The organism is Alysiella crassa DSM 2578 (genome assembly GCF_000745955.1).
GTDB classification, from domain to species: Bacteria; Pseudomonadota; Gammaproteobacteria; order Burkholderiales; family Neisseriaceae; genus Simonsiella; species Simonsiella crassa.
In genome coordinates, this window is the sequence record NZ_JQKH01000062.1 from 1 (window position 1) to 14,531 (window position 14,531).

Annotated in this window: 13 protein-coding genes and 2 pseudogenes; 10 read left to right on the forward strand and 5 right to left on the reverse strand. The window is 45.6% G+C overall.

Annotated elements, in window-relative coordinates:
• The 5 genes and pseudogenes from Q338_RS09120 to Q338_RS09135 all read left to right on the forward strand — a co-directional run.
• Positions 1-315 (forward strand): annotated as a pseudogene (locus Q338_RS09120) (hypothetical protein); the annotation flags it as partial.
• A 280-nt stretch (positions 316-595) separates the two neighbouring features.
• Positions 596-1,663 (forward strand): LPS export ABC transporter permease LptG, encoded by a 1,068-nt coding sequence (lptG, locus tag Q338_RS09125; RefSeq protein WP_034294521.1) that lies wholly within the window; start codon positions 596-598, stop codon positions 1,661-1,663.
• Between the two features lie 28 nt (positions 1,664-1,691).
• A pseudogene (gene tilS, locus Q338_RS15490) lies at positions 1,692-2,276 on the forward strand (tRNA lysidine(34) synthetase TilS); the annotation flags it as partial.
• Between the two features lie 480 nt (positions 2,277-2,756).
• Entirely contained in the window at positions 2,757-2,957 is a 201-nt protein-coding gene (gene tilS / locus Q338_RS15495) for a tRNA lysidine(34) synthetase TilS (protein WP_407059649.1), read from the forward strand.
• A 159-nt stretch (positions 2,958-3,116) separates the two neighbouring features.
• Complete coding sequence (locus Q338_RS09135) at positions 3,117-3,533, forward strand: OsmC family protein (RefSeq protein ID WP_034294523.1); 417 nt, start codon at positions 3,117-3,119, stop codon at positions 3,531-3,533.
• A gap of 62 nt (positions 3,534-3,595) precedes the next feature.
• On the opposite strand, the gene efp is transcribed toward Q338_RS09135, so the two are convergent.
• Positions 3,596-4,156, reverse strand: coding sequence for an elongation factor P (efp, locus tag Q338_RS09140; RefSeq protein WP_034294525.1), 561 nt, complete (start codon positions 4,154-4,156; stop codon positions 3,596-3,598).
• A 69-nt stretch (positions 4,157-4,225) separates the two neighbouring features.
• Positions 4,226-5,104, reverse strand: a complete 879-nt coding sequence (locus Q338_RS09145; protein ID WP_034294538.1) for a LysR family transcriptional regulator — start codon at positions 5,102-5,104, stop codon at positions 4,226-4,228.
• Positions 5,105-5,366: 262 nt separating this feature from the next.
• On the opposite strand from Q338_RS09145, the gene Q338_RS09150 reads away from it, so the two are divergent.
• Positions 5,367-7,589, forward strand: a complete 2,223-nt coding sequence (locus Q338_RS09150) for a polysaccharide biosynthesis tyrosine autokinase (RefSeq protein ID WP_051968579.1) — start codon at positions 5,367-5,369, stop codon at positions 7,587-7,589.
• A gap of 151 nt (positions 7,590-7,740) precedes the next feature.
• Here Q338_RS09150 and Q338_RS09155 read toward each other — a convergent pair whose 3' ends face one another.
• The 3 genes from Q338_RS09155 to amgK all read right to left on the reverse strand — a co-directional run bounded on the left by Q338_RS09155 (position 7,741) and on the right by amgK (position 9,751).
• The gene (locus tag Q338_RS09155; RefSeq protein WP_034294527.1) at positions 7,741-8,073 is read right to left on the reverse strand and encodes a zinc ribbon domain-containing protein YjdM; all 333 of its coding nucleotides are present in this window, start codon (positions 8,071-8,073) and stop codon (positions 7,741-7,743) included.
• Between the two features lie 101 nt (positions 8,074-8,174).
• Positions 8,175-8,639, reverse strand: coding sequence for a hypothetical protein (locus tag Q338_RS09160; RefSeq protein ID WP_034294529.1), 465 nt, complete (start codon positions 8,637-8,639; stop codon positions 8,175-8,177).
• Positions 8,640-8,740: 101 nt separating this feature from the next.
• A complete protein-coding gene (gene amgK, locus Q338_RS09165; protein ID WP_034294531.1) occupies positions 8,741-9,751 on the reverse strand; it encodes an N-acetylmuramate/N-acetylglucosamine kinase AmgK in 1,011 nt (336 codons plus the stop codon).
• Positions 9,752-10,036: 285 nt separating this feature from the next.
• Between amgK and Q338_RS09170 the strand changes: the two genes are divergently transcribed.
• The 4 genes from Q338_RS09170 to Q338_RS09185 all read left to right on the forward strand — a co-directional run.
• Positions 10,037-12,343, forward strand: a complete 2,307-nt coding sequence (locus tag Q338_RS09170; RefSeq protein ID WP_034294543.1) for an LPS-assembly protein LptD — start codon at positions 10,037-10,039, stop codon at positions 12,341-12,343.
• Positions 12,340-13,287 carry a peptidylprolyl isomerase gene (locus Q338_RS09175; RefSeq protein WP_034294533.1) on the forward strand — a complete coding sequence of 316 codons (948 nt, stop codon included), beginning with the start codon at positions 12,340-12,342 and terminating at the stop codon, positions 13,285-13,287. Before Q338_RS09170 ends, Q338_RS09175 begins: the two co-directional genes overlap by 4 nt.
• Positions 13,288-13,420: 133 nt before the next feature.
• Positions 13,421-13,888 (forward strand): hypothetical protein, encoded by a 468-nt coding sequence (locus tag Q338_RS09180; protein WP_034294536.1) that lies wholly within the window; start codon positions 13,421-13,423, stop codon positions 13,886-13,888.
• Between the two features lie 71 nt (positions 13,889-13,959).
• A partial coding sequence (locus Q338_RS09185) for a serpin family protein (RefSeq protein WP_051968580.1) occupies positions 13,960-14,531 on the forward strand: 572 nt, incomplete at its 3' end.

The window sequence follows — 14,531 nt, forward strand, 5'->3', positions numbered from 1 at the left end:
CAGCGCTGGCAAATTGAAATGCTGTTTAGCTGCCTGAAAAAACGCGGTTTTGACTTGGAAGCCACGCACATGACTGACCCTGTTAAAATGGAAAAGTTGTTTGCGATTCTGGCAGTTACATTGGCTTGGGCTTATGTCATTGGGCGTTGGCAACATGCGCTTAATCCAATTAAGCCTAAATCTCATGAACGTTTATCGCAAGGTATTTTTCGTGTTGGTTTAGAGCAGCTTGCCAAAGCTGCCATGTTGATGATGGCAACTTTGGACTATTTTTCAAACCCAAAACAGGTCGTCCGATTTTTTGTCGTGTACTGAAAGGCAGCCTGAAATGTTCCTACGGCGTGCGCTCTATCGCCGCGCGGCGACTTACTTTTTAGAAAAGTAAGCCAAACAAAAAATAATTAAATTCCAATGGTTTGAATTTTCAGGCTGCCTGAAATATTTTATTTTTTGTGAATGAAATTGCTGGAATTTTTGTATTTGGCTTTCAGTACACGACAAAAAATGATTTCCGTAGGTCGGGCATAAATGCCCGACCTACAAAATGTCGTGTACAAAAAGGCAGCCTGAAAATAATTTAATCAATCATAACACCATGAAACTCATCACAAAATACCTGATTACCCGATTGGCAACCATGTCGGGCTACGCGCTGTTGTCCATACTCGCGCTCTACAGTTTTATTGACCTGCTCGCGGAAGTCGGCAATATCGGCGAAGGCAGTTACACGGGCTGGACGGCGTTTCAATACATCATCATGCAAATGCCTGCGCGAGCGTATCAATTGATGCCGCTTGCCACGCTGATTGGCGGCTTGCTGGCGTTGAGCCAGCTTTCGTCCAATAGCGAGCTGGCGGTGATTAAAACGAGCGGTTTGAGTACCGCCAATATCATTGGCATTATTTTGAAATTTAGCGCGATTTTTGCGGTTTTGACGATTTTGTTGGGCGAATTGCTCGCGCCCGAATTAAGCCGCCGCGCCGACACGCTCAAAGCCAGCGCAAAATCAGGCAGCCTAACCGCTTCCGCCACAGGCGTGTGGCTGAAACAAGCCGACAGCATGGTCAATATCGCCGCCATGTTGCCCGATAACACCTTGACAGGAATCAAAATTTGGCGTTACAACCCAGATTTTCAACTCACCGAAATCATCGCCGCCGAATCCGCCCAAGTGTCTGACAATAAATGGATTTTGCACAACACGCGCAGCAGTCAAATCGGCGAAAAACAGGTTCACACCCAACACGCCGCACAAATGGATTGGCAAACCAATGTAAACAAAGACTTACTCACCGTTTTGCGTGTCAAACCCGAACAAATGTCCTTTACCGCACTCACGCGTTATATTGATTATTTGAAAAAAAATAATCAGGATACAAAAGCTTACGATGTTGCATGGTGGAATAAATTGGTTTACCCAATTACCACAATGGTGATGTCGCTGGTGGCGTTGGCGTTCACGCCCAATTCGGGGCGGCACAGCAATATGGGCTTGAAATTATTTGGTGGGATTTGCTTGGGTTTGCTGTTTTTTTTCACGGGGCGGCTGTTTGGGTTTACCACGCAACTGTATGGCGTACCAGCGTTTTTTTCGGCAGTGTTGCCAACGGCGGCGTTTGCGGCTTGGGCGGCTTATTTGATTCGCAAACAGGAAGCACGATGATGGTTCAGGCAGCCTGAAAAATAAAAACATGAATATTCAAAATTTCCTAAAATTTCATCAAAATCAACATATTATTATTGGATTAAGCGGCGGTGTGGATTCAGTGGTTTTGTTACATTTGCTCGCTCAAGCGCGACACGATTACGGCTTAACTTTGACCGCCGTCCATGTCCATCACGGTTTGAGCGCGAATGCGGACGCGTGGGCGGCGTTTTGTGCCAATTTATGCCAAGCGTGGCAAATCCCGTTTCATATCAAATATGTACAGATTCAATCAGCAGGTTTGGGCGTGGAAGCCGCCGCCCGCGCCGCCCGTTATCAGGTTTTGCAAGCGTGGCAAGGCGACTGTCTAGCGCTCGCCCATCATCAGGACGACCAAGTGGAAACCTTTTTTTTGGCGGCATTGCGTGGCGCGGGCGTACGCGGTTTAGCAGCGATGGAATATACTGATGATTCAATGAATTACCCTATTTCAGGCAGCCTGAAAATTGTCCGACCCTTATTGCAACACACACGCGCCGAAATTGAACGCTACGCCACACAACACCAATTGCAACACATTGAAGATGAAAGCAATTTCAATCCTATTTATTTGCGAAACTGGTTGCGCCATGATTGGCTGCCTGCGCTGCGCCAACGCTTGCCCCACGCCGACCGCCACATAATCACCGCCATCGCCACCTTGCAAGATGAATTGTCTATTTTAAATGAAATCAATGAATTAGATTACCAACACATTTGCCCACAACACTATTTTCGCCTAGATTTATGGCGCGAATTGTCCCCAGCGCGGCGACGGCAACAACTTGTTTTATTTACCAAAAATCATGGATTAGGCACGCCACGCCGCGCCAGCATATTGGATTTTGAACGGATTTTATTGGACGAGCCGAATGTGGCAGAATGGGCTTTGCCGCACGGCACGGCGTATGCATATCGGAACATTTTGTTTGCATTATCAAATAATTGGCAGCAAAATCTGATTTGGGCAAACCCGATTTCAGGCAGCCTGCAAAATGTGATGAACACCACACAATTAATCGCCCATCAAACCATCACATTACCCGATGGCTGCGAACAGGTAACGCTGCGGATTACCCAGCCACACGACCGTTTAGGCAAAAATTTGGTTAAGAAAATCTTGCAAAATCATCATGTTCCGCCATTTTTGCGACCGCATTATCCTGTGTTGGTGGCGGAAAATGGCGAAGTGTTGGCAGTGTTGAATTTGGTGGCGCGACACGATGTGGGGGGGCTGCCTGAAAGTGAATTTTTGGCGCAATTTCTGCTATAGTCGTAGAATTGAAAAAGCATTACGGCGTTGCCAACGCCCTTATGTACTATTCGTACACGGCGGGCGTTGTCGCCTTGTACTGCATTTTCACTTCTACGACTATAAAATACATTTTAATTTAATAAATAAATTTTACAAACAAAACAAGGATTTAATTTTATGAAAATCACAAGCCAATGGTTAGATGGTCGCTGTTTTGTGGCGAGCAATGAGCGCGGACACTCTGTCGTGATGGACGGCACATCGCCCGATGAAGGGCTGAAACGCGCACCCAGCCCCATGGAATTATTGTTGATGGGCGTGGCGGGCTGTTCCAGCATTGATGTGGTGGACATCGCCAAAAAGCAACGTCAAGACGTGGTGGATTGTATCGCCACCGTAGAAGCGGAACGCACCGACAGCGTGCCACGCGTGTTTACCAAAATTCATATTCATTTCAAAGTCATCGGGCGCGGCTTGCAAGCGGACAGCATAGGCAAAGCGGTGCAATTGTCGGCGGAAAAATATTGCTCTGCGTCCATTATGTTGGGCAAGGCGGCGGAAGTGTCGCACAGTTTTGAAATCGCTGAAGCGTAAAAATATACAGGCAGCCTGAAAATCATTTTTCAGGCTGCCTGTATATTTTTTAAATCAAATGATTAAGCGCGTTTGCGGAATTCGCCTGTGCGCGTGTCAATTTCAATTTTGTCGCCGTTTTCCACATAAGACATCACTTGGATTTCGGTGCCGCCCACCAAACGTGCGGTTTTCATCACTTTACCCGAAGTGTCGCCTTTGACCGCAGGCTCAGTGTATTCCACTTCGCGCACGATGATGGTAGGCAATTCTACGGAAATTGGGTTGCCTTCGTAGAAGGTTACTTCGCATTCATCTTCCATGCCGTCCACGATGAATTTCAGCGCGTCGCCGATGTTTTCCGCTTCAATTTCGTATTGGTTGAACTCGTCGTCCATAAACACATACATGGGGTCAGCGAAATAGCTGTATTTACAATTTTTGCGTGATAATACAATCACATCAAATTTATCGTCCGCTTTCACGATGGTTTCAGAAGCCGCGCCTGTGAGCAAATTTTTCAATTTCATAGACACTTTGGCAGAGCTGCGACCGCCTTTGATGTATTCGGTTTTTTGCACCACCATAGGGTCATTGCCAATCATAAATACGTTACCAGCGCGTAATTCTTGTGCGGTTTTCATAATATTTTAACTTTCAAAAAGGGATAAAAACGGCGGATTTTAACTGATTTTATTGAGGAAATCAAATTTTCAGGCAGCCTGAAAACTATTTTGTAAACACGATAAAACCGCCGCCACTTTCGCCGATTGCACCCTGTGCGGGGTCAGCGCATACAATGGCACACTCGGCAATGTCCATTCGGGCAAGACCACTTGCAAATCGCCAGCCGCCACTTCTCGTGCCACATCGCCCGCCAATTGCACCGACACACCCAGTCCCGCCAAAGTCAAATGCCGCAACGCCGCCAAATCGCCACAATGCCAAGTTTTGTGTATTTCCAGATGATACATTTCCGTGCCATTTTGCAAATCGTAACGCACGGGGCGAACGTTTAGCCAACGCAATTTGTGTAAATCGTGCGGTGTCAGCACGGGTTTATTTTTTAAATAATCGGGCGAGCCGAAAATTTGCCAACGCCAATCCGCCAAATGCCGCGCCACCAATTGCGGCGCGTTTAACGCCGTTTCGCCACCACGAATGGCGATGTCAATTTGCGCCGCTTGCAAATCCAATATGCCATCATTGACCGCTAATTGTATGTTAATTAAGGGGTATTGTTCTGCTACATTCAATAAGGCAGCCTGAAAATCCGCCGCCGCCACCAAAGCCAATGGACACGCCACGCGCACATCACCCGATACTTCCGTTTTCACGCTGTCCAAAGCCGAATGTGCATCATCTAAAGCGCGTTTTAGCCGAAAACAATGCGCCGCCAATACCATGCCCGCTTCGGTGGGCGACAATTTGCGCGTACTGCGTTTGAGCAATTTTACGCCATGCACTTGTTCTAGTTTGCTAATGTGCTGGCTCACAGCAGAGGGTGTTGTCCCCAAAGCGTGCGCCGCAGCATGCATGGAACCATGTTCCAATACGGCAGCAAAAGCAAGTAAAGGCTTGGTATCTTTCATTTTTTTAACCGCTTTTTGGTTTATTTTGACAAATATTAAATATACCACATTATTCAGTTTCACTAAATAATCAATGCAGTTGAATCCCTAAATTTCAGCCAATCTCAATCATCTAGTCCACAACATATTTACCACACAAATCGCCACCCTTTCCCAATTCAGGCAGCCTGAAAACCCCTTAACATATGCTTATGTTATAATTCCCCATTTATCTAGGCGATAATATCGCTTATATTATTGATTTTATTAGTATTTTTTAATTATGACTGCCTATTCACGTTCTGCTCGCTCACAACAACCCAAACCCTCTCAACCATCACACAGTATTGTGAATGATGATGAGATTGATTTGGCACAATTATTTGGCGTTTTGTGGTATCACAAATGGCGGATTTTGGTAATTACAGTGGTAGCAGCAGTCTTGGGTGTAGCCTATGCCATTTCCGCCACACCCGTGTATCAAGCCAATGGCATGGTGGAATTTTCCAATAAAAAGAACCAAGTATTAGGCGATTTGTCCGAGATTATGGGTTCAACCAAAACACCCGCCGATTCGGAAGTGGACATGATTAAATCGCGCCTTGTTTTGGGGCAAACTGTTCGTGATTTGAATTTACATATTGACGTAAGCCCCATCACACCGTCTTGGCAACGCTTTCTAAATGCCTTGCCACCCAAAATGCCCAATGCCGTTAAACCCAATTTAACAGTAGAAACTTTCAGGCTGCCTGAAGATTTATTAGACACGCCTTTTGTGATTACTACCTTGTCGCCCAAATCCTATTCGCTTACTTTGCCCAATGAACAGGTTTTGACAGGACAAGTTGGTCAAATCTTGAAAATCAATAATGATGGCGAATTGCTGATTAGCCAAATCACCGCCAATGTGGGGCAACAATTCTCGTTGGTGCATTATTCTGATTTAAACAGCATAGACAATATTCATCGTTCCCTGACCGTTGCCACCAAAAGCAAAAACAGCCCCATGATAGGCTTGAGTTTAACAGGTACAGACCCTGAAAAAATTAAGCTCATTCTTGACCGCATTATGGAAAATTATGCAGCAGAAGACCGCAACAAAGACATTCAGGCTGCCTCAAGTGGTTTGCGTTTTATTGACGAAGAATTGCCACGTCTGAAAGATACTTTACATGAAGCAGAAAACGCCTTAAATACCTACCGCTCGCGCAGTGGTTCGGTGGATGTGCCGCACGAAGCCAAAGGCATTTTGGAAAATTTAAATAAAATTGAAATGCAATTGGTGGATTTGCGCACCGAACAAGCCGTATTAAATGAAGTTTACACACGCGACCACCCATCACAACAAGCGTTGAGCGACAAAATCCGCATTTTGAATGAAGCCAAAAGCAAATTAAACACACAAATCACCAAAATGCCGTCTTTACAACAAGACATTATTCGCTTAACGCGCAATGTGGAAATCAATCAGGGCATTTATGTGCAATTATTGAGTAAACAGCAAGAATTAAACATTCTGAAAGCCAGCTCGCAAGGCAATGTCCGCATTATTGATGCCGCCGCCGTGCCGAAAAAACCAATTAAACCAAAAAAATTAATTATTGTCGCTTTGGCAACCATTTTGGGGGCATTTATGGGCGTGGCGTTTTACCTGTTGCGCACCCTACTGAATCGCGGCATTCACACCGAAGATGAAATTGAAGCATTGGGCTTGGACGTGATTGTTAGCATTCCCGCATCAGACGCGCAAACCAAACGCGACCGTGTACTGAAAAAAGTGGGCAAACGCAAACACATTCGTTCCAACAGTATGTTGGCACTCAAAGACCCCACCGATATGGCGGTGGAAGCCTTACGAGCTTTGCGCACCAATTTATTTTTTCGCACCATGAGCGCAACCAATAAGGTAATTATGATTTCGGGTGCCACGCCTGAAGTGGGCAAATCCTTTGTGGCGGCAAACTTAGCGGTACTGATGGCACAATCAGATAAAAAAGTACTTTTAATTGATGGAGATATGCGCAAAGGCTATATGCACCATTTAATGCAAATTCCATCTGGCGAAGGTTTATCAGAGATTTTGGCAAACAAAGATGATATGCCATATAACCATCGCATTTGGAAAATGAGTTTGCCCAATTTACACTTTTTAAGTGGTGGCAGCACGCCAAATAATCCGTCTGAATTATTACTGAATGGTCGTTTGGGCGAATTTTTGGCATGGGCAGACGCGCATTATGATTATGTAGTGTTGGACACGCCGCCTGTGTTGGCAGTAACCGATGCGGCTGTGATGGGACAGCACGCTGGTGTTACACTGCTGGTTAGCCGTTTTGGGAAAACCAATTTGCGCGAATTAGACGCGTGTGTGGCACGTTTTGAAGCGGGCAATGTGCGCATTAGCGGCATTGTGCTGAACGGCGTGGAACGCACCGCCAGCAATTATTACAGCTACGATGGCTATGCCGATAAATACGGTAAATACAGCAAAGATGGCAAAAAATAGTTTTCAGGCAGCCTTTCACTACACGACAATTGTAAGTCGGGCATGAATGCCCAACCTACAAATTGTCGTGTACTGTGAGGCTGCCTGAAAACCGAAAAAACGCGTTAGACAAATCATCTAACGCGTTTTTTAATTTAATGTGTATGGGCAATTACGCTTTCTTCACAAATTCCGATTTTAAATTCATTGGCGTACCGTCAATTTTGCAGCCAATATCATGGTCACCATCTTGCAGGCGAATGCCTTTGACTTTGGTGCCTTGTTTGATGACCATGCTGCTGCCTTTGACTTTCAAATCTTTAATTAACACAACGGTATCGCCATCAGCCAACGGCGTGCCATTCGCGTCTTTCACGATAGGGTTTTCTTCTTGATTGGCGGATTCGTGTTCTTGCCACTCATGGGCGCATTCGGGGCAAACCAATTGGCTGCCATCGTGGTAGGTAAAATCCGATTGGCATTGTGGGCAAGCGGAGTAAGTCATGATGTGTTCCTTTAAAAAAAATCATTCAGGCAGCCTGAAACCAACTTTCAGGCTGCCTGAAATCATGTTTACAAAAAAATTAAATGAAAATTAAAAATGTATTAAGCATTTTCAAAATACGCCCAATCGCGTTCTGAAAATTCAGGTTTCAAATACATCGCCACACGCGCCGCGCCCACTTTCAGCGCAATTTCGCGCAGGGTAGACAATTCCGCGTCTGTGATGTCCACCAAAAAACGCGGCTGCGGACGCAAAATAATGGTCGGTGCAAATTGCGACAAACCGCATTCTTTCAGCGCACGTTTCAAAATCATTTCGGCGGCGTGGCTATTGGTTACGGGCGTGCGCGGGTGGGCGAAAGGCTGCAAATTTTCGCTGTAGCGGTAGGCGGTGATTTCCCAGTCGCTGCGAATTTGCGTGTCGGGCGGCAAAATCGCGCTGGCGACAAAGCGTTGGCGATTGCGGACATTGGTCAATTCTACGGTGGTGTCGGCGAGCGCAACCAGTATCGTGGGCGACAGGCGAAAGCGGCTGGACGGTATGGCTTGGTTGGTGCGGAAATTCATAAGCAAATCTTTCAGGCTGCCTTGTAATACACGCCCCTATTCAGGCAGCCTGAACAGGTTTTTGTGCATGTATTCAAAAATCAGTTAATCAAATGGGGAAATTAAAACGTGTAACCCGTTTGCAATTCTTCATCGCCGACCAATTCCAATAATAAAGCATAAATCGGCGCAAGCTCATGATAACGGCGCGTGGTGCGGCGCAAATAATTCAAAAAGCGTGGAATTTCAGGGCGATACTTGTCTTTACCATCACGATGCCACAAACGGGCAAAAATACCCGCCACTTTCAAATGGCGTTGTACGCCCATAAATTCAAAATCGCGGTAAAACTCATCAAAATTCGCATGGACAGGCAAACCTGCCGCACGCGCCTTTTCCCAATAACGAATCACCAAATCCAACACAAATTCTTCTTCCCACTCAATAAAGGCATCGCGCAGCAGCGACACCAAATCATAAGTAATCGCGCCATATAAAGCGTCTTGAAAATCTAATATACCCACGCGTTCACGCGTTAGCATTAAATTGCGGACGATAAAATCGCGGTGAACATACACTTTCGGCTGTGCTTCAATCACGGGCAATAAATTAGCAATGCCTTCGTCCCATAATTTTTTCTTTTTGAAATTCAATTCTTTGCCCAATTCTTTGGCAACAAACCAGTTGGGAAACAAATTCACTTCTTCCAATAATTTCGCGCGGTCGTATTCGGGCAATACATTGGGTTGGCTGGCGAGTTGCAATTGAATTAATTCATCAATTGCTTCTAATAACAAAGCCTTATGCCCAGCTTCATCGGGATAATCGGTCATGGCGCGTAAATATTGCGTGTCGCCCAAATCGTTCAGCACCACGAAACCTTGTTCCAAATCTTTTGCCAACACAGTCGGCACATTTAAATGGGCAAACAAATCGCGTACTTTTAAATAATTTTGAACACTTTCGCGCATTTTTTCGGGTGGCGCGTCCATGCAAATCACGCTGTCGCCATCGGCAAAGGTGGCACGAAAATAGCGACGATAATCCGCGTCTGCCGCCGCAAAAGTCAATTCAAAGGGGCGGTCAAATTGGGTTTTGAGCCAGTCGTTTAATTGGGTTTGACGGGTGTCCATAATCTTGTTCTTTCTATATTTTTGATGAGTTGGGTTTCAGGCTGCCTTTTAGTACACAAAAAAATCACAGTAGGTGCACCGTGCGCACCAAACACACCACAATATTTCAATGATTCCAGCCATTTGGTGCGCACGGCACACCCTACATGATTTGTGATTAAAAAATGGTTGTGTATTGTGAGGCAGCCTGAAAATTCATTTGTTCATGTGGTTTTTCGTGTTTTAACGCAAAATTCGGTTAAAATATTCGCTATTTTAACCGTAAACGCATTTCAGGGTGTTATTTTGTCTCGTCCATTTCTGATTAAACCGTTGATTATCGCGCTGGGACTGGTGTTTTCAGGCAACATTTGGGCGCAAAGTGTTTCCAAATCGTCCTGGCAACACAGTCGCTTACAACATTGTGCTGCCCCCAATACTGGGGCGGCTCGTTACGCCACCACACCAGCACACGGTAGCGGCGAACCCAAATTACCCGCCGATGTTACCCGCATTACCGCCGACAAATTGGCAGGCAAAAGCCAAACCCACGCGGTCGCAAGCGGCGATGTCATCGTGGAGCGCAACGATGAAACACTCAACGCCCATTGGATAGAATACGACCAAATCGCCGAAACCATCAAAGCAGGCGATGAATTTGCACTCACTCGCGGCAATGGTCAAACCATACGCGGCGACACGCTGGTTTACGATTTGAAAAACCAACAAGGCTCGGCAAAAAACACCGAATTTGAAGCAGAACACGAAGGCAGACGTTTGCAAGGCACAGCAGGCAGCCTGAATATGCACGACAAAACGCATTCGTCCATGCACGATGTGAAATTCAATACCTGTCATGCGGGCGACCATTCGTGGTATATCCAAGCCAGCGAATTAACCGCCAACCGCGACACCAATATTGGCATGGCAAAAAATGCGCGGCTGGTGTTTGGTGGCGTACCAATTTTGTACACGCCTTGGGCGGATTTTCCCTTGAGCGGCAATCGCAAAAGTGGTTTACTCGTTCCCACCGTGAAAGTGGGTTCGGACGGCACGGAATTGGAATTGCCCTATTATTTTAATTTGGCAGCCAACCGAGACACGACCCTTGCCCCTGGTGTGATTACGGCACGCGGCGCAACGGTACGCGGCGAATTTCGTTATCTGGAGCCGAATTATTCAGGCAGCCTGAACGCAAAATTCATGCCCCATGACGCGCGTAGCCGCCACAATAATCGTTATGAAGCGCGTTGGTCGCACAATCATCAATTCAATTCGCAATTAACGGGCGGTGCCAGTTTACATCGCATGTCTGATGACGACTATCAACGCGATTTTTATGACACCACCGAAAGCGTGAATTTGGAAAACAAAGCATGGTTGGATTACACCATGCCGCTTTTGGGCAGCAATCTGCACACCAATTTAACTGTACTGGATTATCAAACCCTACCCGATTCGTCTGGCAATAAAGATGAACCCTATGCCCTATTGCCGCGCCTGTCTGCCAGTTGGCAAAAACAAATTGGCAGGGCAAATGTGAATGTTTTGGGGCAACTGACGCGTTTTGACCATAACAGCAAACAAAATGGCACCCGCGCCGTGATTTATCCATCGGTACAATGGGATTTTGGCAATACTTGGGGCTATGTGCGTCCGCGTTTGGGCGTACACGCCACGCAATATTGGCTGGACACGTTTGGCACAGCACCATCGCGCAGCGTGGAACGCGTGTTGCCGATGGCGAGTGTGGATTCAGGCGTTACTTTTGAGCGAAACGCGAATTTATTTGGCAATGAGTATGTGCAAACGTTTGAACCGCGTTTGTTTTACAATTATGTAGGCAGCCGTGCACAAAATGATTTGCCCAATTTTGATACGTCTTTAAATACATTCAGTTATGACCAATTGTTCCGCGACAATATTTATTCGGGACACGACCGCATTAACAACAGCAACAGCATTACCATTGGTTTACAAACGCGTTTTCTGGATAAATTTACGGGCATGGAGCGTTTGCGTGCGGCGATTGGGCAGAAAATTTATTTCAATACCGACAATGTGTTACTGGACGGCAGCATAGGCAGTTCGCCACGCAATCGCAGCGATATTATTGCCTATTTGGGTGGACAGGTACATAGAAATTGGTTTGCCGACATGAATTGGCACTACAATGAAAGCGATAAGCGCACACAGCGTTTTGACATTGGGGCGCGATACAATCCACAGGTGGGCAAAGTCATCGCGGCGCGATTCAAATATGGGCGCAATGAAGAAATTTACGCGGGTCATTGGGATAAATTGAAACATCTGGATTTGGCGGCACAATATCCACTTTCGCCCAATTTATACGCGGTGGGGCGGTTGAATTACAGCATTTCTCCATGGGCGGCTTTGGAGCAAATTGTGGGGCTGGAATACCGCAACCCTTGCGGCTGCTGGAGCGTGAGCTTGATTGGGCAAAGACGGGTTACGGGTTTGAATGAATACAAAAATGGCTTTTTCTTAACGCTGCAACTGAAAGATTTAGCAAGTTTAGGCAGCAATCCTTACGAAACATTGAGACTGGGTGTCCCCGGTTATCATAAAACCAACGAGGTTATTAAAAAATGAAACACATCAAAACATTAACGGCAGCTATTTTGTTGGCAAGCAGTTTTCAGGCTGCCGCAGAGATTAAAGCGTTGAACAGCATAGCGATGGAAGTGAACGCTTCTATTATTACCTATGGCGATATTGAACGCGCGGTGCGGGTATTACGCGCCAGCCCCACCAATAAAGACATTCCCAATTCGCAATTAGCCGCCGCCGCACGCCAACAGTTAATGGAACGCGCTTTGATGGTGGAAGCGGCAAAAAATGCTGGCTTGAAAGCCACAGAAGCGGAAATTGATGCAGAAATTCAACGCCGTGCGCTGTTGGCAAAAACCACACCTGACGCATTATATGCACAAGCCAAATCATTTGGTTTGAGCAAAAAATCGTATCGCCTTGAAGTGGCAAAAGATTTGTTGAGCGAACGTGTGATGATGAATGTGATAGAAGACGTAAAAGTGGAAGACGGCAAAGTGTTGAATTATATTCAACAAGCGCAAAAAGAAGGCAAAACCTTGCCCGCAGGCAGCCCCTACACGGTTTACCAAGTGCGCCGCATTTTGATGAACATCAACGACACTCACACGTCCAAAGCAGTCGGCGACCGCATTAAGCTGCTGGCTCAAGCGGTGCAGCAAGGGCAAGATTTCGCCACATTAGCCAAACGCTATTCGCAAGAAGCGGCGGCGGTAAACGGCGGTTTGCAGGAATTATCAGAAGGGCTGGTGCCTGCCAAAGTGGAAGCGATGATGCGTATTGTGCCAAATGGTCAAATCAGCGCACCGATTCAAACAGCCAAAAATTGGCAAATGCTGTACATGGTGAGCCAACGCACCGAAAATAATCCCACCAAAATGCAAGAACACGCCGTGCGTTTACTGTTGCTGAAGCAGGAACAGCAAAAGGCACAAGGGCAATTTTTGGGTTCTTTGCAACATGGGACGGTGGTGCGCGAATTTTAAGTTTCAGGCTGCCTTCATACGCTACAAAATTTAACGCACGGCGCACCCTACTGTGTGTTTTGTCGTGTACGGTAAGGCAGCCTGAAACCCCCTATTTCAAATCATAATAAAATAATGGTAAAGAGTAATTTTTATGACATCAAACACAGAAAAATCGTTTCAGTTACAGCGCAATTTGGTGATTCGTGAATTGTTGTTGCACAATTTAATTGCTTTGATTTTGTATTATTTGGTGGCGTTGGTGTGGGGGGAGATGTCGCTGTGGTTTGCGCTGGCTTTGTCGGTGCTGACGATGGCGCAGGCTGCATGGCGGTGGAATAAATTATGGGGCTGGACGTTTGATGAAGCGCAATTTCACATCAGCCGCTATGCCCAATGCGGCATTGAAGTGAAAGACCGCCAAATGGCGTGGCAAGACATCGCGCAAGTCCAGCACAAACGCACGCCCTTATTGCGGCGCGATTATTTGCTGCTGCGTTTTCAGGGCGACAATAAAATGCCTGTGCGCGTGGCATTGTATTTGCAAAATGCCACAGAACGTGAAGAAACCATCGCTTTATTTCAACAATATTGTCCTAATAAAATGAAATTATTGGGGTAAACACCATTTAGGCAGCCTGAAAACCAATTTGCAGGCTGCTTTTTCTGTATTGGCAAACATGGAAATAAAAAATGATTGATTTTATTGAAGAATTAAAAAAAGTACGAGCCTATCAAACTTATGTACCTTTTTATCCAGAACGGATTAAAGGTTATACCGAAGCAGAAATTGAGCAAATTGAACGCGATTGCAATATCCATATTCATGGGCAGTTTCGGCAATTATTGCGCCAAATGGGGCGGTGTTCTGGTGGGTTAATTTGGGGATTGAATATTTGTATGTATAACTATATTTGGAGATACGAAAAATTTACTAGATACCAAAATAGTGTACTAATTGACTTTTATAATGATGATGAAACCAAAAATGCTTGGGAGCAATCTAATTTACACCCAGCATTAAATAAAATATTTATTTGGAATTCCAGTGGTGAATCTACTCGTTGTTATTATTTAATAACAACTGAGCCAGATGATTATTTATGGGAACAAGATGAATATAAAAATGATATGTTAATTACCAAAACGAATTTAACTATATTAGATAACTTACGTGGAGAAATGGAATGGATAACACGTATATATTCAGAGAATCTAGACACAATGTCAACAGAACGTTACCAAACACTATTAAAAAATGGTCA